A 19,634-nucleotide genomic window follows, 5' to 3' on the forward strand; every position below is an offset into this window, starting at 1 on the left:
CTGCGCCCGAACAGTTGCTCGAGGTGTCCCTCGAACTGATAAGCGTGGGCCTCGGACGCGATGCTCTCGACCCGCCAACTGTATCGGAGAATCGACATGACGGCAGTGGGGATCGACGTCGGAAAGGCGAGCCTTGATCTGGCTGTTAACGGGCAGGCAGCGGTGACCCGCTATCCCAATACCAGGGCGGGGATTACCAAGGCGGTCAAGCGACTGCGAACGCTGAAGGCGACCAGGATCGTGGTGGAAGCCACCGGCGGCTACGAAGAGGCGCTGCTGGAAGCGTGCTGCGATGGTGGTCTGTGGATCGCACGGGTGAACCCGCGGCAGGCACGGGACTTTGCCCGGGCCACCGGTGAATTGGCCAAGACCGATGCCATCGATGCCCGCCTGCTGGCACTGATGGCCGACCTGTTTGCGGATCGTCTGCGTTGCCATGTGGCACTGCCGCTCTGGCAGCGCGAACTGCGGAGCTGGCTGCGTCGACGCAGCCAGGTTGTCATGACATTGCAGGCACAGAAACAACAGTCCGCGATGGCCCCCAGCGAGGTGCGCAAGCTGGTGGCCGGAACCATCGCTGCGCTGGTGCGCGAACAGGCTGCGATCGATGCCGCCATCCGCACTCTGGTTAAGGAACACGCCACACCGGCGGTTCAGTCCAGCAAAGGGTTGGGTCCGGTATTCCAGGCCACCGTGCTCGCCTTGCTTCCCGAACTTGGGCATTTGGATCGCAGGCAGATCGGAAAGCTGGTGGGCGTGGCACCAATGAATCGCGACAGTGGACAAGGTTCCGGCAAACGTCGCATCCGCGGCGGCCGATCCTCGGTGCGAGTCGCGCTGTATATGGCCACGCTGTCGGCGGTGCGCTGGGATCCGATGATGAAAGCCCACTACTTGCAGCTACGGGAGCGCGGCAAGCTGGGCAAGATCGCTCTGGTGGCCTGCATGCGCAAGCTGCTGGGAATCGTCAACGCCAGGCGACGCGACGAGCTGCGAGCGGAGGGTCTCGCGATGGTCTGACCAGCAGGCTTGCAAGACAGTTGCTGAGTTAAGCCGAAACGCGTAGTGGAGCCAAATACATGGCAAGCTTTATCTGCCATGTATTTGGTGGAACGAAGCGGTTTCGGCTTGAACGAATTGTTAGGGCGCGTAGCGAGGACTGCCACCGCCCTGGAGCCATTTTAAGGGAAAGAAACACATGAGGGACATTGCTGCAGCCAGACCGAGCATTGCGCCCATTTTTGCAAGAAACGACCAGTGATCAGTTGGGTATGGTTCTCCGGCCTTGAGCGCGGCAAGCAGAAATACCGAGGCCCAAGTGACTGACAGGAGCCAAACAAATCCGCAATGCCGGGATACAGCAGGCACCGCAAGCGCCGTACGATATTGGAGCGAGCCAACGGCACCACCGAGTGATGCTGCAAATAAGGCCCACTCAAGCGTGCCAGAAAGGGACCAAGACACAATGACCGTGGTTGCAACCACAGTAAGCGCCAGAGCGAATGCAGTGATTGTTGCGGCACGTAGCCAAAAACGAAAATTGATTGACTGTGAACTCATATCAGCGCCCTAACACCAGAGTTAAGCCGTGCCGCGAAGCGGCATCGGCTTGAACGAATCGTTAGGCCGCGCCTTAGGGCCCATAGATCTTTGGAAAGTGCTTGGCAATGTGTTGATCAAGTTCGCCACTGACTGAAAGTTGACCGAGCACGAGCGCGCAACTCCGATCGTTGACAATCTCATTTATGTATTCGTTGCGCTCCGGCTGAGCTAAGGCAATTTCCTTATTCTTGCGCCTGATGTCATTCCAGTCGCTAAATGACAGGTAAGATCTATTTCTGATCTTCATGCTCTCAAACGCTTCGGTAATGTTTGCTGCGCTTGCTGGATAGCTCGCAGCACACTTGCCAACAAGGTCGTCTGTGAAGTGGAGATTGAATGCACCCATGATAGGCCCGGTAGCCTGCCCATGAGATGGGCTTGGCGCACAAAGAGCCATCAGAGCATAGATGGTGATCGCAAGACTTCGAAGATTATTCATGAGCGGCCTAACACCGTAGTTAAGCCGACGCCCGACGCGTACACCGGAGGTTGACTGAAATTGAGTAACGCGTCTGCCTGGAAATGGGACTTCGGGCGTTCGGCTTGAACTGCCAGTTAGGTTGCAAAGGTAGCCGAGAAAAGTCAGCGGTGAAAGACCCTGCTGGGCGCAGCGCCAGAGACCGTGACTGCGCCCGTTGAACTGGACTGCGCGGATGTGCACGGTCGCCGCGTTGTGCCCGAGCGAGAACCCAACGGCGCAGGCCTGCGTATGTATCCGCTGACCCCGGCGGTGCGCTCCAATCAGGTGTTGCGGGACCAGAAATTACGGTGAAGCGATTCAAGCAGTCGCTACGACACCGCGCGGACGCCGATGATGCTTTTGCTGCGACCTAACACCGGAATTAAGCCGGCCCCCAACGCGTGAGCCGGATGCTGATGGAAATCCAACCGCGACTCTGCTTGGAAATGGGACTTCGCGGGCTCGGCTTGAATGACCTGTTAGAGTTGCGGCTGATCGAGGTTGACGGTCATCGCGTAGTACCTGACGCCTTCGTGCACAACGCTAGTTAACGATCCAAAGACAACCGCGTCATTCGGTTGAGCTATTGGGGCCATTTGAGCACTCTCACCCAACTCTGCCCGTGATCGCGCGTGCGCCGAAAGCTCTTCAAGAGAGGTTCCCACAATGTAAGGTGCCTCCATTTCCCCAAAACGCGCCTGCAAAGCTTCGTAGGTCTGTTGCCACGCAGCGGTAGCTTGCTCTAGATTTGGGCCTTCATAAGTGCGAATGGCTATCCGCCTAAGCGATCCGTGTTCGAAATAGAACTGAAAGTTACGTTTTTCACCGAAAAAGTCGCCGTTATAGGTTTCTAGGTTGCCATTGGAGAAAGCACGGTATGGGCCTTCTGCCGTTTCTGCAAGGACCTGCTCTTGGGACATGCCGAAAGTCCAGGGTCCGAACTCACCGGCCCATGAAACGGTGGATATGATTAGTAGTAGTAACGTCGCGATGGTCTTCATGAGCATCTCTAGCACCAGAATTAAGCCGACCCGCAACGCGTGGGACGGTCGTCGGTAGGAATTGAACCACGAGTCTGCCTGGAAATGGGACTTATCGGGTTCGGCTTGAATGACAAGTTAGGCGCGGATCTAATGGGCGGCGGCTGAGCTATAGCGGAGGCGGACAACGAAAAAGGGCGAGTTCGCGCCCGGGAAAATTGCTAGCAAACATAAGTCCGCTTTTGGGTGTGAGCACGTACCGCTCAGTTGAAAGACGAGTGTCCCCCTCGCCAGCCAGCTCAGCTACCAACGCCATTTCATCGTGGTTACGTACCACAACCGCACGAATAGGCCCAGCGCTTTCCCAGTGTGAGATATAGGAACCTTCAATTATAACTATGCCGTCATTGTTCCCCGAAGCACAGTCCTCTAAGTTAGGACTCCATGTTCCGATGAATTGCGCCGGTACAGACTCGGCCGCTACAGCAGAGTAATCCAAGCCGCTGGAGAGCAATAAAATCGCGGAAAGTGCTGCTTGCACGTTGCACCCCATTGGCGCCTAACACCGGAATTAAGCCGACCCGCAACGCGTGAGCCGGATGCTAATGGAAATCGAACCGCGACTCAGCGTGGAAATGGGACTTCGCGGGTTCGGCTTGAATGACCAGTTAGGTTGCAACCGTAGCCGAGAACACACGCTTGCGAAAGACCAGGCTTGCAGCACCGCTGAAAACCGTACCTGCGCCCGATGAACTGCACTGCCGGAACTTACCCGATGGCCGTGAAGCAGCCGAGCGAGAACGCTACGGCGCAGGCCACCAGATGCTTCCCCAAACCCCGGTGATGCCGGTAAAACACGCGCCACGAAACCAGAAGCCCCAGTGAAGCGAATCAGGTAAGAACTGCGGAAACCCATTGCCACGAAAGACGCTTTTACTGCGACCTAACACCGTAGTTAAGCCGGCCCCCAAGGCGTTGGCCGGATGCTGATGGTAATGCAACTACGACTCTGCTTGGAAATGGGACTTCGTGGGCTCGGCTTGAACGACCAGTTAGGTGCCCGCCACAAATTTGAAGGTAGACGCGCCGTTGGATTGCACCACGGCAAGCGGATGCACCGCGACTACCGAGGCAAACAAGACGTTTGGGCGAGGGAGCGTGGCCTGGTGGAACGGCTTGCCTTCCGTTGGGGGTGCAAATGCCAGCCCTTCCTGTATGTCGGCGCGTCGGATCTCCAACGCCACAGGCGCCTCGTCTGCCGTGAAATACAAGTTGGCTACAGTCTCCACATCTCGGCGGAGATTCAAGTGCACGCAATTGCTCCGCTCGTCCGACGGGCAGCGCGGAACGAGCCCTGACTCAATTGCTGTCGACAGTTCTGTGGCTGAGACCACTCGAAACAGGTTTTCCATGCTCTCCACGCGCCTAACACCGGAATTAAGCCGACCCGCAGCGCGTGGGGCGGATGCTGATGGAAATCGAACCGCGACTCAGCCTGGAAATGGGACTTCGCGGGTTCGGCTTGAATGACCAGTTAGGTTGCAACCGTAGCCGAGAACACGCGCTTGCGAAAGAGCCGGCTTGGAGCAGAGCAGGAAACCGTACCTGCGCCCGATGAACTGCACTGCCGGAATGGACCCGATGGCCGTAATGCAGCCGAGCGATAACGCCGCGGCGCAGGCCACCAACTGCTTCCCCAACCCCCCTCCCCATAGCGCCAGAAAAGCCACGTGATGCGAAACCAGAAACTCCGCTGAAGCGAATCAAGAAAGTGCTACGAAAACCATTGCAACGAAAGATGCTTTTACTGCGACCTAACACCTATTCGACACCAAAATGGTGCCTATTCCCTGTGCGTAATCCGGATAGTCCGGTCCGAGTTTTCAGCGTAAGTCCTGCAGAAATCAACGACTTCCGCTGAGCGAAGGTGCCTAATCCTTGTGTCTAATCTGGAATGCGGTCCGGCGGTGCTCCCCAAGTCTCGGATCGTCCCACTCCGCCCCGATGCGCGCAACTCGTGTTCCCAATCGCCGCGAGGTTTGAATTCCAGCCCCTTCCCCCGTCGCTGCATGACCCATCAATGCATCCGTGTTCCAATCACTCCGTTTGGGATCACTGGCAGGAGTCAGGTCGATGGGTGTGGGCAAAGGCAGTTCACGGGTTCTGGGCGCCGTGATGGGCGGGGTATTGGCGGCGACGGCTCCGACGGCGGGGGCGCAGGACGCGATGCCGTCCGTCAGGCCGGCGGACTACGCGCGGGCGGAATCGTTCATGGGCTACAACACCACGCCGCTGCTGGACCACACGGTGAACACCGTGATCTGGCAGGACGACGGCCACTTCTGGTTCCGCGACCACGATGCCGACGGCGACCACTTCCGCCGCGTCGATGCTGCCACCGGGACCATCAGCGATGCCTTCGACCGCGAGCTGCTGGCCAAGGCGCTGGCGGACGCGACCGGCAAGCCGGCGGACGCGACCAAGCTGGCCGTCACCGCGTTCAAGGTCGCGCAGGACGGGCGCTTCGACTTCACTGTCGCCAAGCAGCGCTACCTGTGCGACCTGCAGGACAAGTCCGTCTGCGTCGCCGTCGATGCCGACACGCGCAAGCCGTCCGCCCAGGACGCGGATGCCGATGCCAAGGCGCCGATGGTGCTGTCGCCCGATGAGAAGCTCGGCGCCTTCATCCGCGACTGGAACCTGTGGGTGCGCGATATCGACACGGGCGCGGAGACCCGGCTGACCACGGACGGCCGCACCGACTACGGCTACGCCACCGACAACGCCGGCTGGACCCACAGCGACCGCGCGATCCTGGTCTGGTCGCCCGACTCCAGCAAAATCGCGACCTTCCAGCAGGACCAGCGCGAGGTGGGCGAGATGGTCCTGGTCGGCACCAATGTCGGCCTGCCCAAGGTCGAGCGCTGGAAGTACCCGCTGGCGGGGGCCGACAAGGTGACCATGATCGAGCGCGTGATCATCGACGTGCCCACTCGCAAGGTCGTGCGGCTGGACATGCCGCCCGACCAGCACCGGTCCACCCTGTGCGACGACGTCAGTTGCGATGGCGGCTGGGAGGACGTGCGCTGGTCGCCCGATGGCGCGACCCTGGCGTTCGCCTCCACCTCGCGGGACCACAAGGACACCTGGCTGCGGGTCGCCGACGCCGCCACCGGCAAGGTGCGCGAGGTGTATCACGAGCACGCGCCGACCTACTTCGAGAGCGGCAACGGCAAGGTCAACTGGCAGTACCTGCCCGAGAGCGGCGAGTTCATCTGGTTCAGCGAGAAGAGCGACTGGGGGCATCTTTACCTGCACGACCTGGCGACCGGCAAACTCAAGCACGCGATCACCAGCGGCGAGGGCAACGTCACCCAGGTGCTGCGGGTGGATCCCGACAGCCGCACGATCTGGTTCCGCGGCGTCGGCATGGAGCCAGGACGCGATCCGTATTACCAGCACTTCTACAAGGTCGGTTTCGATGGCGGGCAGCCGCAGTTGCTGACCCCGGAAGACGCCGACCACACCATTAGCCTGTCGCCCGACGGGACTTACTTCGTCGATGCGTATTCCACCCCGCAGACGCCGCCGGTCACCCGCCTGCGCCGCAGCGGGGATGGCAGCGACATCGCGGTGATCGCCCGCGCCGATGACAGCCGCCTGCGCGCCATCGGCTGGGTGCCGCCCACGTCCATCACCGTCAAGGCCCGCGACGGCAAGACGACCCTGTACGGCATGCTGTTCACCCCGACCGGCCTGGACGAGTCGCGCAAATATCCAGTCGTGAACTACATCTACCCCGGCCCGCAGACCGGCTCGGTGCGCGGCCGCAGCTTCAACGTCGCCCGCGCCGACCACCAGGCGCTGGCCGAGCTGGGCTTCATCGTGGTCGCCATCGACGGCATGGGCACGCCGTGGCGCTCCAAGTCCTTCCACGACGCCTTCGACGGCGACATCGGCGACAACACGCTGCCCGACCAGGTCGCCGGCCTGCGTGAGCTCGGCAAGCGCTTCCCGTGGATGGACCTTGAGCGGGTCGGCGTCTGGGGCCATTCCGGCGGCGGCTACGCCACGGTCGATGCGATGTTCACCTACCCGGAGTTCTACAAGGTCGGCGTCGCCCAGGCCGGCAACCACGACAATCGCAACTACGAGGACGACTGGGCGGAGAAGTGGATGGGGCTGGAGGTCACCAAGGACGGCAGCAGCAACTACGACGCCCAGGCCAACCAGAACCGCGCCGCCAACCTGCGCGGCAAGCTGCTGCTGGCGCACGGGATGATGGACAACAACGTGCATCCCTCCAACACGCTGCTGGTGGTGGACGCGCTGATCAAGGCCAACAAGGATTTCGACCTGCTGCTGTTTCCCAACGCGCGCCACAGCTTCGGCAAGGACACCGGCTACATGACCCGGCGACGCTGGGACTATTTCGTCCGCCACCTGATGGGGGCGCAGCCGCCGGTGGAATACAAGATGCAGGCCGACAAGTCCTGACCCGGCCGCCTCCGCCTCCAGTGCCGTGCCCGCGGGCCGCTACACTGCGTCGCCCGCCTGCCGGCCCAGCCGCCGGCCCCGACGCCAGAGTTGACGGTCCTTGAGCGCTATCTCCCCTTTCCGCCGCGAATGGTTCGGCAATATCCGCGGCGATGTGCTGGCCGGCCTGGTCGTCGCGCTCGCGCTGATCCCCGAGGCGATCGCGTTCTCGATCATCGCCGGGGTCGATCCCAAGGTCGGCCTGTACGCGTCGTTTTCCATCGCCGTTGTAATCGCCTTCACCGGCGGCCGGCCGGGGATGATTTCCGCGGCCACCGGGGCGATGGCGCTGGTGATGGTCACCCTGGTCAAGGACCACGGCCTGCAGTACCTGCTCGCCGCGACGGTGCTGACCGGCGTGCTGCAGATGCTGGCCGGGGTGTTCAAGCTCGGCGGCCTGATGCGGTTCGTCTCACGCTCGGTGATCACCGGCTTCGTCAATGCGCTGGCGATCCTGATCTTCATGGCCCAGCTGCCCGAGCTGACCAACGTGCCCTCGACGGTATACGTGATGACGGCCGCCGGTCTGGGCATCATCTATCTGTTCCCGTACCTGACCCGCGCGGTGCCCTCGCCGCTGGTGGCAATCGTGGTGCTGACCATCGTCGCGGTGGTGCTCAAGCTCGATATCCGCAGCGTTGGCGACATGGGCGAGTTGCCCGACAGCCTGCCGGTGTTCCTGCTGCCCGACGTGCCGCTGAACCTGGAGACGCTGCGGATCATCCTGCCGGTTTCGCTGACCCTGGCCGTGGTCGGCCTGCTGGAGTCGCTGCTGACCGCGCAGATCGTCGATGAGCTGACCGACACGCCCAGCAACAAGAACCGCGAATGCGTCGGCCAGGGCGTGGCCAACGTCGCCACCGGCCTCATCGGCGGCATGGCCGGCTGCGCGATGATCGGCCAGTCGGTGATCAACGTGAAGTCCGGCGGGCGCGGTCGGCTGTCGACCTTTGTCGCCGGCGCGGTGCTGCTGGTGATGGTCGTGTTCGCCGGCCCGTGGGTGAAGCAGATCCCGATGGCGGTGCTGGTGGCGGTGATGATCATGGTCTCCATCGGCACCTTCAACTGGTCCTCGATCAAAAACCTGCGCCACTACCCGGCCACCTCCAGCATCGTGATGCTGGGCACCGTGATCGTGACCGTGCTGACCAGCGACCTGGCCCGCGGGGTGCTCACCGGCGTGCTGCTGTCGGCGCTTTTCTTCGCCCGCAAGGTCGGCCAGGTGCTGCGGATCGACTCGCAGCTGGACGCCGATGGCAACGCGCGCCGGTACACGGTGACCGGGCAGGTATTCTTTGCCTCCAGCAGCGCGTTCGCCGCGGGCTTTGATTTCCGCGAAGTGCTGCAGCACGTCACCATCGATGTCTCGGGGGCGCGCTTCTGGGACCTGAGCGCGGTCGGCGCGCTGGACAAGGCGGTGATGCGCTTCCGCCGCGAAGGCGCCACAGTGGAGGTGGTCGGCCTGGACGAGGCGAGCACCGCGCTGGTGGCGCAACTGGGCGTGTACGACAAGCCCGGCGCCGCCGGCTGATCGATGGCCATTGAGGAGAACGTCGTGATGAGCGCTGAGGCCACCTTTCCCGAACGCTGCGTGCTGGGCGCAATCGACGTGTCCGGTTATGCGGCCAGTGTCGCCGCGCATGCGGGCTGGGCGGCGGCGCGCCTGTCCGCGCCGCTGGAGCTGATGCACGCGATCGACCGTGAGGCCGCGCCGGTGCCGATCGACCTGACCGGCAACCTCAACCTGGGCGCCCAGGAAGGCCTGCTGGAGCAGATGGCCCTGCTCGACGAGCAGCGCGGCAAGCTGGCCCAGCAGCGCGGGCGAGCCTTGCTCGAAGAAGCCGGAAACGTGGCCGCCGCCCATGGCGCCAAGGCCAGCATCCGCCAGCGCCAGGGCCGTCTGGTGGAAACCCTGCTGGACCTGCAGGACGACGTGCGCCTGTTCGTGCTCGGCAAACGCGGCGAGCACGCGGACTTCGCGCGCGGGCATCTGGGCAGCAACCTGGAACGGGTGATCCGCGCCGTCGAGCGACCGGTGCTCGTTGCACCGCGCGCCTGGCGTCCGGTGCAGCGTTTCATGATCGCCTTCGACGGCAGCGCCACCACCCGCCGCTGCATCGAGCTGGTCGCCGCCAGCCCGCTGCTGAAGGGGCTGCACTGCGAGGTGCTGATGGTGGCCGACGCCGACAGGGTGGACGCCGAACCGATGCAGTGGGCGCAGGCGCAGCTGCATGCGGCCGGCTTCGCGCCGGTCATGCGCGCCGTTCCCGGCGCCGCGGAGGACGTCATCGCCGCGCAGGTCGCCGACCGGTCCATCGACCTGCTGGTGATGGGCGCCTACGGCCATTCCCGCATCCGCAACCTCGTCGTCGGCAGCACCACCAGCCAGATCGTGCGCACCTGCCCGATCGCCGTGCTGCTGCTGCGCTGAGCGGCCTGCGGAACCCGTGTCGTATGGTGACCCCATCAACGCAAGCCCCATCGGCCAGTGAGACGACCCCGCGATGAGTGAAACCCTCCCGCCAATGACCGATCCCGCGCAGGACTGCCTGACCGCGCCGATCCACACCACCGGGGCGATCCAGCCGCACGGCTACCTGGTCAGCTGCGGCCTGGTCGATGAGCGGATCCGTCACGTGTCGGCCAACATCGCCGAGCTGCTCGGCCTGGAGCCCGCCGAGGTGCTGGGCCTGGAGATGACCCACTTCCTCGAGGACGACATGCTGCTGCAGGTCCGCGATGCGGTGGCCGCGGCGGCGCCGGACGATGACACCGCGCAGCGTGTGGGCGTCGGCAACGTCGGTGCATTGATGATGCCGTGTGACATAAGCGCGCATGCAGGGCAAGGGCTGCTGCACATCGAGTTCGAACCGCGCTCCACGCGCCAGGACACGCGCGCGCCGACCCGGGTCGCACAGCGCATGGTCAGTCGCCTGGGCAGCGATGCGGTGGGTGCGGAGTTTTTCCAGCACGTTGCGGCGGAGGTCCACCAGCTGACCGGCTACGACCGGGTCATGGTGTACCGCTTCCGCGCCGACGACACCGGCGAGGTCGTGGCCGAGGTGGCCGCCGAGGGCATGCAGCCCTACTTGGGCCTGCGCTATCCGGCCAGCGACATTCCGCCGCCGGCTCGCCGCCTGTATCTGCGCAACCGGGTCCGGGTCATCCCCGACGCGCGTTACGAACCGGTCAGCATCGTGCCCGCCACCGGTCCGGGCGGGGAACCGGTGGACCTGAGCCAGCACGTCCTGCGCAGCGTCTCCCCGGTGCACCTGGAGTACCTGCGCAACATGGGCGTCGCGGCGTCGATGTCGATCTCCCTCATCAGCGAGGGTCGCCTGTGGGGCCTGATCGCCTGCCACCACCGCGAGGCGCGGCGCCTGAGTGCGAGCGCCCGCTCGGCGGCCGACCTGTTTGGGATGTTCGTCTCGGTGCGCATCGCCGCGCGCGAACAGGAACTGGCGATGGAGCGCTTCGAGGCCACCCAGCACCTGCGCGATGCCGTGGTCATGCGCCTGTTCACCGCCGGCGACTTCGACGCAGCGCTGCTGGCCGAACTGGACGACCTGCGCCAGGTCCTGGACGGCGACGGTGCCGGCTTGGCCATCAATGGGCATTGGGACGTCGTCGGCCGCGCGCCCGCCGGCGCTGACCCTGCCGGGCTGGTGGCATGGGCCAACGCCGAGGAACGCGGCGGGGTCGCCATGAGCGATGTCGCCAGCGATTGGAATGCGCCCGCATTGCAGGCGCCAGGACTGGCGGGCGTGCTGGCGATCAACCTGGGATCACCGCAGGACTGGGTGTTCCTGTTTCGCGTCGAGCAGGTCGAAGAGGTCGACTGGGCCGGCGACCCGCACGAGGGCCGGGTGGCCACCGACGACGGCGTGCGTCTGGCGCCGCGGCGCAGCTTTGCGACCTGGCGCGAACTGGTGCAAGGGCGCAGCCGCGAATGGACCGCCGCCGACCGCAGTGGTGCCGAACGCCTGCAACGGATGTTGCGCGAGCAGCGTCGTCGTTCCAGAGCCGCCCACAACGCCGATCCCGCGGAAAGCCCGTTCCGCACCCAGTACCTGCGCGACCAGAAGCTCCGCCTGGATGGATTGGCGCAGCTGCTGGACGGCCTCGGTCACCTGGACACCACCGCGACCGCCGGCATCGGCCTGCGCATCGAAGAGCTGGAAGCCGAGTTGCGCCGGCTGATGCTCGACCCGCAGGGCGAAACCGCCACGGCGGAGGCGTCCACGAGCGAGGGCGGGCACCACCGGTAGAATGAGCGGATGGATGTCTCCCACCTGCTTGACGCGCTCAACCCCGCCCAGCGCGACGCGGTCAGCGCGCCGCCCGGCCACTACCTGATCCTCGCCGGCGCCGGTTCCGGCAAGACCCGGGTGCTGACCCATCGCATCGCCTGGCTCAATGAAGTCTTCGGCGTGCCGACCCACGGGATCCTCGCCGTCACCTTTACCAACAAGGCCGCCGCCGAGATGCGCCACCGCGTCGATGCGCAGCTGCCCAGCGGCGTTCGCGGGATGTGGATCGGCACCTTCCACGGCATCGCCCATCGCCTGCTGCGCCTGCACTGGCAGGAAGCCAGGTTGCCCGAGGCCTTCCAGGTCATCGATTCGGACGACCAGCTGCGGCTGGTCAAGCGCGTGGTGCAGGCGCTGGAGCTGGACGACACCCGCTTCCCGCCGCGCCAGATCGTCTGGTGGATCAACGCGCAAAAGGACGAGGGTCGGCGGCCGCAGCATCTGCAACCAGACCCTGGCGATCAGTGGACCGACGTCATGCGGCGCTGCTACGAGGCCTACCAGGAACGCTGCGACCGCGCCGGACTGGTGGATTTCGCCGAGCTGTTGCTGCGTGCCCACGAGCTGCTGCGCGACAACCCGGCGTTGCTGGCGCATTACCGGCACCGCTTCGGCGAGATCCTGGTCGACGAGTTCCAGGACACCAACGCCATCCAGTACGGCTTCATCCGCCTGCTCGCCGGTGACACCGGCAAGGTCTTCGCCGTCGGTGACGATGACCAGTCGATCTACGGCTGGCGCGGCGCCAAGGTGGAGAACATGCAGAAGTTCCTCAACGACTTCGGCGTCGATGGCAAGACCGGGAGCGCGGGCGCGCAGACCATCCGGCTGGAACAGAACTACCGCTCCAGCGCTAACATCCTTGATGCGGCGAACGCGGTGATCGCGCACAACCCCGACCGGCTGGGGAAGAAGCTGTGGACCGACAGCGGCGGCGGCGATCCGATCGACGTCTACCAGGCCTACAACGAGATCGACGAGGCGCGCTTCGTGGTCGAGCGGCTCGCCCAGTGGGTGCGCGACGGCGGCAGCCACGGCGACGTGGCGATCCTGTACCGCAGCAACGCCCAGTCGCGCGCCTTTGAAGAGCAGCTGCTGGCGGAAAAGGTACCCTACCGCGTCTACGGCGGCCAGCGCTTCTTCGAGCGCGCCGAGATCAAGGACACCCTGGCCTACCTGCGCCTGGTCGCCAACCGCAGTGACGACGCCGCCTTCGAGCGCGCGGTCAATACGCCCACTCGCGGCATCGGCGAGCGCACCCTGGACGAGGTCCGCCGGCGCGCACGCGACCGGGCGATCCCGCTGTGGGACGCGGCGCGCACGCTGACCGGTGACACGCTGCTGGCGGCGCGTGCGCGCAATGCCTTGGTCGGCTTCATCACCCTGATCGAGGCGACCGAGGCCGACATCGCGGAGATGCCGCTGCAGGAGAAGATCGACCACGTCCTGCTGCGCTCCGGGTTGCGCGAGCATTACGCGCGCGAATCCAGGGGCACGCTGGACTCGCGCACCGACAACCTGGACGAGCTGGTATCGGTTGCCTCGCGCTTCGTCCACGCCGACGAGGAGGACGCGCAGGCGATGCCCGAGCTGGTTGCCTTCCTCGCCTACGCGTCGCTGGAATCGGGCGAGGGCCAGGCCCAGGCGGGCGAGGACGGCGTGCAGCTGATGACCCTGCACAGCGCCAAGGGGCTGGAATTCCCGCTGGTGTTCCTGGCCGGGCTGGAGGAGGGCCTGTTCCCCAACCACCGCTCCATCGAAGAGGCCGGGCGGCTGGAGGAGGAGCGCCGGCTGGCCTATGTCGGCATCACCCGCGCCCGCGAGAAGCTCGTGCTCAGCCACGCCGAGGCGCGGCGCATCCACGGCCAGGAAATGTACGGCATCCCGTCGCGCTTCCTGCGCGAGATCCCGCCGGCATTGCTGCACGAGGTGCGGCCCAAGCTGCAGGTCTCGCGTCCGATGTACAACAGCGCCCCGCGCCGCGACCTCGGCCACGCCGCCATCGAAGCTCCGCCGCTGCCGCTGGGCGCCAACGTCAGCCATCCCAAGTTCGGCACCGGCGTGGTGACCGACTTCGAAGGCGCCGGTGCCCACGCGCGGGTGCAGGTGAACTTCGCCGATGCCGGCAGCAAATGGCTGGTGCTGTCCTACGCCAACCTGAGTCCCGCCTAGACATGGCTGCCACACCGGCGCGGCACCCACCCACGCCCGGAAAGGGCCGCAAGCCGGTGCGGCTGTCGATGATCCTGCCCAGCGCGGTGTTTCTGGTCGGACTGGTCGCCGCGGGCGCGCTGGGCATCCGCCAGCACGACGCGAAGATCAAGGCAATGGGGGCGGCGGTCGACGCCGTTGCCGACAGTGCCAGCAGTGAACTGCAGCGACGGATGAAGCTCTACGAGTACGGCTTGCGCGGAACGCGGGGCGCCGTGCCAGGTGACGGCCGGGCGACCCCGGAAGCGCGCCAGCGTTATCGCGACTATGTGATGTCGCGCGATATCGACGCCGAGTTCCCCGGTGCCCGTGGCTTTGCCTATGTGCAACGCGTTACGCCCGCCCGGGAAGCGGCGTTTCTTGCCGGGCAGCGCGAAGGGGGCACCCGGGATTTCGCCATCCAATCGCTGAGTCCCAACGACGGTGACCGCTTCGTCGTCACCTATATCGAGCCCCTGGAGCGTAACCATCCCGCATTGGGGCTGGACATCGCGTCCGAGCCGACGCGACGCGAGGCCGCGCTGGCCGCGTTGGAAAGCGGCCAGCCTACGCTGACCGGGCCGATCACCTTGGTCCAGTCGCGCGGGGAGGCCGGCTACAGCATGTTGCTGCTGTTGCCCGTGTACCGCGGCGGGGTGACACCGCCGCCGGAGCAACGCGCTGCGCTGGCCACCGGCTGGGTGTTTGCGCCGCTGGTTACCGGTGAGTTCCTTGGCGGGAGCACCGATCGCAGTTATTCGGTGGAGTTGCGCGATGTCACCGATCCCGAAGCTCCGGTTGTGCTCAATGCGCTGCCGGCGCAAGGCGCAACGGCCGCGGTCGCCTTCGACCGACACCGCCAGTTGCCGATGTACGGCCGTCGCTGGGAACTGGTGATCCACCCCAGCCGGGAATTGCTCGCCCGCCAGAACATCACCTCGCCGTTGACCGTTGCTTCCACCACACTGGGCGCGGCATCGCTGCTGGCACTGATCCTGCTGCTGGGCTTGTCTGCGCGCGAGCGTCGCCTGCGGGTCTTCAACCGCCGCGCGCGCATGGCGGCGATCGCCGAGAGCTCGCATGACGCCATCATCGCCACCGATGCCGACGGCCGCGTGACCGAGTGGAATGCAGCGGCGACCCAGTTGTTCGGCTACGAGTCCGAGCAGGCACTGAGCGTTGCCCTGGTCGAACTGATCGTGCCGTTCGAGCAGATCCGCGAGGACGCCCGGATCATGGACTCGGCACTGGCAGGCGAGCCGGTGGTGGCGCTGGAGACGGTTCGCCGCCACCAGGACGGCCACCTGATCGAGGTGGAGCTGACGACGGCGCCCATACGCAGCGCAAGGCGCGGCGTGGCCGGGGTGGCGATGACCATCCGCGATATCCGCGAACGCAATCGCAGCGCCCGTGAAGTGCAGGAACTCAATGCCAACCTGGAGCGGCAGGTCCAGGTCCGTACCGCGCAGCTGGAAGCGTCCTCGGCCCTGCGCCGCGCGGTGCTGGACAACGCCGGCTACGGGATCATTGCCACCGACCCCGACGGTGCGATCACCCTGTTCAACCCCGCCGCCGAGCAGATGCTGGGCGTGGCGTCGGATGCCGCACTGGGCAGCAGCGTCGAGCGCTTCCACGACCCGCACGAGATGGCGATCCGCGCGATGCATTGCGAGGCCGAACTCGGCCGGCCGGTCAAAGCAGGTTTCGATGCACTGATTGCACGTGCGCATGAGGCGCCCGAAGCCGGCGAATGGACGTACGTGGCCGCCAGCGGTCGCCGCATCCCGGCCCTGGTCACCATCAGCGCACTGCGCCGCGACGACGGCGGCCTGCTCGGCTATCTCGGCATCGCGGTCGACCTCACCGCGCGCAAGGCACGCGAGGCCGCGCTGAAGTTCAGCGAAGCCAAATTGCGTGGCCTGTTCGAACTGTCCCCGCTGGGCATCGTGCTGACCGACAGCAGCGGCGCGTTCGTGGAATTCAACCCGGCCTTCCAGGAACTGCTCGGCTATCCGCCCGCCGAGCTTCGCAACCTCCACCACAGCGCCATTACACCGAAGGAATACGCGGCCCAGGAACGTCGCGTCCAGGCAACGCTGGATCGCACTGGCAGTTACGGTCCCTACGAGAAGCATTTCCTGCGCAAGGACGGCACCCACGTGCCGGTGCGCCTGAATGGCATGACGCTGGACATCGAGGACGAGCGCTACGTGTGGTCGATCGTGGAGGACATCACCGTGCAGCGCACGGCGGAGACGGCGATGGTGAGCGCCGTGGCCGACGCCGAAGCCGCCAGCCGCGCCAAGAGCGACTTCCTGGCCAACATGAGCCACGAGATCCGCACTCCCATGCACGCCATCCTGGGCATGCTGAAGCTGTTGCAACGCACGCCGCTGAATGCGCGCCAGCGCGATTACGCCGCCAATACCGAGCAGGCCGCAAGCACCCTGCTGGCGATCCTCAACGACATCCTCGACTTCTCCAAGATCGAGGCCGGCCACCAGTTGCTGGAATCGCAGGAATTCTCGCTCGACCCGCTGCTGCGCAACCTCGCCACCATCCTGGGCAGCAATGTCGGCGACAAGGACATGGAGATCGTCTACGACCTCGACCCGGCGATTCCGTCCCAGCTGATGGGCGACTCGCTGCGCCTGCAGCAGGTGCTGATCAACCTGGCCGGCAACGCGGTCAAGTTCACCCACTATGGCGAGGTGGTGGTGAGCGCCAGGGTGGCCTCGCGGGACGGACAGCAGGTCAGCATCCGGTTCGAGGTGCGCGACACCGGCATCGGCATCGCCAGCGACAAGCTGGAGAGCATCTTCGAGGGCTTCACCCAGGCCGAGGCTTCCACGACCCGACGCTTCGGTGGCACCGGGCTGGGCCTGGCGATCAGTCGCAAGCTGGTTCGCCTGATGGGCGGCGAGCTGGGCGTGGACAGCGAGCGCGGCATGGGCAGCCGTTTTCATTTCACCCTCGGCTTCCAGATCCCCGAAGGCGCGTCGACGCACGCAGACGGGGCCGCGGCCGCCGTCCGGGCAGGCGTGCGGGAACCCATGAAGGCGCTCGTGGTGGACGACAACGACAGTGCGCGCGAGTCGATCCGCGAGATGCTGCTGTCGCTGGGCTGGCAGGTGGACGTCGCCGCCGGCGGCCAGGAAGGTCTGGACAATATCGAGACCGCGCGCGCCGCCGGCCAGCCATATGGCGTGGTGTTCATCGACTGGCGGATGCCCGGCATGGATGGCTGGGAGACCAGCCAGCGCATCCGCGCCGGGCGCAGCAATGGCGCCGAGCCGCTGATCGTGATGGTCACCGCGCACGGCCGCGAGTTGCTCAGCGAGCGCAGCGCGGCGGAGACCTCAGCGCTTGACGGCTTCCTGATGAAACCGGTGACGGTATCGATGCTGCTGGATGCGGTGGCCGGAGTGAATGCGCACGACGGGGCAACGGGTGGCGAAGCCGCGCTGCCTGAGGTGCACCGCCTGCAAGGAATGCGGATCCTCGTGGTCGAGGACAACCCGGCCAACCAGCAGGTGGTCGATGAGCTGCTCTCGGCGGAGGGCGCGGACGTTTCCATCGCCAGTGCCGGTGCGATCGCGCTGCAGTTGCTGGCGGGTGAGCCGACCCGCTACGACGTCGTCCTGATGGACATCCAGATGCCGGACATGGACGGTTACACCGTCACCCGGCGGATCCGGGCGATGCCGGGCTTTGACGCGCTTCCGATCGTGGCGATGACCGCCAACGTCCAGGCCAGTGACCGTGAAGCGAGTTTCGCCGCCGGGATGAACGATCACATCGGCAAGCCCTTCGATCTGGATGACCTGATCGCACGCCTGCGCCACTGGACACACAGCGTCGCGCACGATGAGTCCGCGGGCGGCTACAAACCGGGGCTCCCGACCGCGCCTTCCGCGCCGGGCACCTCCGCCAGCCATCGCGCGGATTCCCGCCAACAGGTCGCTGCAGTCCTCAACGTGGCGGCGACGCTGCAGCGCTTTGCCGGAAACCAGGCCGCGCTGGACGGCAATCTGGACCGCTTCGCCAGTGCCGCCCGAAACGTGCACCTGTCGCTGCTCTCGGCTCACGCCGCGGGTGATCGCGAAGCCGTGTTGCGCCACCTGCACACACTTTATGGATTGGCCGGCATTGCCGGCGCCGAGCAACTGGCCTTGCTGGCGCGCGGCGTGTCCAACCGCGCGGTCGCCGCAGAAGCTACCGCGGGCGAACTGCCAGACGAGGCGAGCCTGGCCGCGATCGGCAGCGCCATCGACGCGGTCATCGCCGAGATCACCCGCATCCGTCCCGGCGCCGGGAACCCCACGTCAACGCAGGCCGATCCGCAGGCGCCTGTGCGGGACGGTCCGCTGCCGGCAGATCTGACAGCCGGCCTGAGCGAGTTGCGCAAGCTGCTCGCGGCCTCCAGCCTGACGGCATTGGACACCTTCACCGGCCTTCGCCAGGCGCTTGCGCATCATGACCCGCCCGCCGCCGCCGAGATCGATGACGCGCTCGCCAACCTGGCGTTCGCATCGGCAGTGGAGCGGGTCGACACATTGCTGCAGAAGGACCGCCCATGAGCTCAGCCGAGCGAATTCCATCGACGCCGCTGGTCACCGGCCGGCGTGCCCGGATCCTGGTGGTGGATGACCAGCCCACGAACATCCTCACCCTGCACCGCCTGTTCGAGGACGAGCACGACATGTTCATGGCGACGGGTGGCGAACAGGCGCTGGCGTTCTGCCGGCGCACGCCGCCGGACCTGGTGCTGCTGGACGTGGTGATGCCGGAGCCGGGCGGCCTGGCGGTCTGTCGTGCCCTGGCGGCCGATCCGGCCACCCGCGACATCCCGGTGATCTTCGTCACCGGCGTGGACGACCCGGACGGCGAGGCCGCGTGCTGGGATGCCGGCGGGGTGGACTTCATCACCAAGCCGTTCAACGCGCGCACCGTGAGTCACCGCGTGCGCGCCCACCTCACGCTCAAACAGCAGGCGGACCTGTTGCGACGCCTGGCGTGGGTCGACGGCCTGACCGGTATTGCCAACCGCCGCCATTTCGACGACTGCCTGCAGGACGAGTGGAGCCGCTGCGCGCGCCTCGGTTCCCCGCTGTCGCTGGTCAGTTTCGATATCGACCATTTCAAGCGCTTCAATGACAGCAAGGGCCACCTGGCCGGCGACGATGCGCTGCGTGAGGTCGCCGAGGCGGCGGCAGCTTGCGTCTCCCGCCCCGGCGACCTGGTGGCGCGCACTGGCGGCGAGGAGTTCGCAGCCCTGCTCTCGCATGTCGACGCGCACGGTGCGGCGATCGTCGCCGAGCACATCCGCCAGGCGGTGGCCGAGCTGGCGATCGCGCATCCGGACAGTGACCTTGGCAGGATCAGCGTCAGTGTCGGCGTGGCCACCGTCGTTCCGGTGCCCGGCGGCGAGCCGGAGGTTTTGCTGGCGGCCGCGGACCGGGCGCTGTACTCCGCCAAGGCAGCCGGCCGCAACTGCGTGCGGGTCGAGCCGGTCGCCGGCGAGCCCGCGCTGGCACCCTGACCGCAAGGCCGGCG

The 19,634-nt window shown here is 65.7% G+C and carries 12 protein-coding genes; 8 read left to right on the plus strand and 4 right to left on the minus strand.

Features of this window, described 5'->3' with window-relative positions:
- Positions 1 to 96 precede the first annotated feature (96 nt).
- A complete protein-coding gene (locus INQ42_RS00665; protein WP_194034577.1) occupies positions 97 to 1,020 on the plus strand; it encodes an IS110 family transposase in 924 nt (307 codons plus the stop codon).
- Between the two features lie 120 nt (positions 1,021 to 1,140).
- Here INQ42_RS00665 and INQ42_RS12840 read toward each other — a convergent pair whose 3' ends face one another.
- The 4 genes from INQ42_RS12840 to INQ42_RS00680 all read right to left on the minus strand — a co-directional run bounded on the left by INQ42_RS12840 (position 1,141) and on the right by INQ42_RS00680 (position 4,454).
- On the minus strand, positions 1,141 to 1,560 hold the full coding sequence (locus tag INQ42_RS12840; protein WP_228064395.1) for a hypothetical protein: 420 nt from the start codon (positions 1,558 to 1,560) through the stop codon (positions 1,141 to 1,143).
- Between the two features lie 73 nt (positions 1,561 to 1,633).
- Entirely contained in the window at positions 1,634 to 2,041 is a 408-nt protein-coding gene (locus tag INQ42_RS00670; protein WP_194034721.1) for a hypothetical protein, read from the minus strand.
- A gap of 500 nt (positions 2,042 to 2,541) precedes the next feature.
- The gene (locus INQ42_RS00675) at positions 2,542 to 3,063 is read right to left on the minus strand and encodes a hypothetical protein (RefSeq protein ID WP_194034722.1); all 522 of its coding nucleotides are present in this window, start codon (positions 3,061 to 3,063) and stop codon (positions 2,542 to 2,544) included.
- Positions 3,064 to 4,094: 1,031 nt separating this feature from the next.
- Positions 4,095 to 4,454 carry a DUF952 domain-containing protein gene (locus tag INQ42_RS00680; protein WP_194034723.1) on the minus strand — a complete coding sequence of 120 codons (360 nt, stop codon included), beginning with the start codon at positions 4,452 to 4,454 and terminating at the stop codon, positions 4,095 to 4,097.
- Positions 4,455 to 5,175: 721 nt separating this feature from the next.
- On the opposite strand from INQ42_RS00680, the gene INQ42_RS00685 reads away from it, so the two are divergent.
- From INQ42_RS00685 to INQ42_RS00715, 7 genes are all read left to right on the plus strand, one after another.
- On the plus strand, positions 5,176 to 7,539 hold the full coding sequence (locus INQ42_RS00685; protein WP_194034724.1) for a S9 family peptidase: 2,364 nt from the start codon (positions 5,176 to 5,178) through the stop codon (positions 7,537 to 7,539).
- A 100-nt stretch (positions 7,540 to 7,639) separates the two neighbouring features.
- Positions 7,640 to 9,109: a SulP family inorganic anion transporter gene (locus INQ42_RS00690; protein ID WP_407070775.1), complete on the plus strand. Its 1,470-nt coding sequence runs from the start codon at positions 7,640 to 7,642 to the stop codon at positions 9,107 to 9,109.
- Between the two features lie 27 nt (positions 9,110 to 9,136).
- Positions 9,137 to 10,009, plus strand: coding sequence for a universal stress protein (locus INQ42_RS00695; protein ID WP_194034725.1), 873 nt, complete (start codon positions 9,137 to 9,139; stop codon positions 10,007 to 10,009).
- A 73-nt stretch (positions 10,010 to 10,082) separates the two neighbouring features.
- On the plus strand, positions 10,083 to 11,846 hold the full coding sequence (locus INQ42_RS00700; protein WP_194034726.1) for a GAF domain-containing protein: 1,764 nt from the start codon (positions 10,083 to 10,085) through the stop codon (positions 11,844 to 11,846).
- Positions 11,847 to 11,855: 9 nt separating this feature from the next.
- Entirely contained in the window at positions 11,856 to 14,060 is a 2,205-nt protein-coding gene (gene uvrD, locus INQ42_RS00705; protein WP_194034727.1) for a DNA helicase II, read from the plus strand.
- Positions 14,061 to 14,062: 2 nt separating this feature from the next.
- Positions 14,063 to 18,658, plus strand: coding sequence for a CHASE domain-containing hybrid sensor histidine kinase/response regulator (locus INQ42_RS00710; RefSeq protein WP_194034728.1), 4,596 nt, complete (start codon positions 14,063 to 14,065; stop codon positions 18,656 to 18,658).
- Entirely contained in the window at positions 18,655 to 19,620 is a 966-nt protein-coding gene (locus INQ42_RS00715) for a GGDEF domain-containing response regulator (RefSeq protein ID WP_194034729.1), read from the plus strand. Before INQ42_RS00710 ends, INQ42_RS00715 begins: the two co-directional genes overlap by 4 nt.
- Positions 19,621 to 19,634: the final 14 nt, after the last annotated feature.

This window comes from Lysobacter avium, assembly GCF_015209745.1.
Classification (GTDB): Bacteria; Pseudomonadota; Gammaproteobacteria; order Xanthomonadales; family Xanthomonadaceae; genus Novilysobacter; species Novilysobacter avium.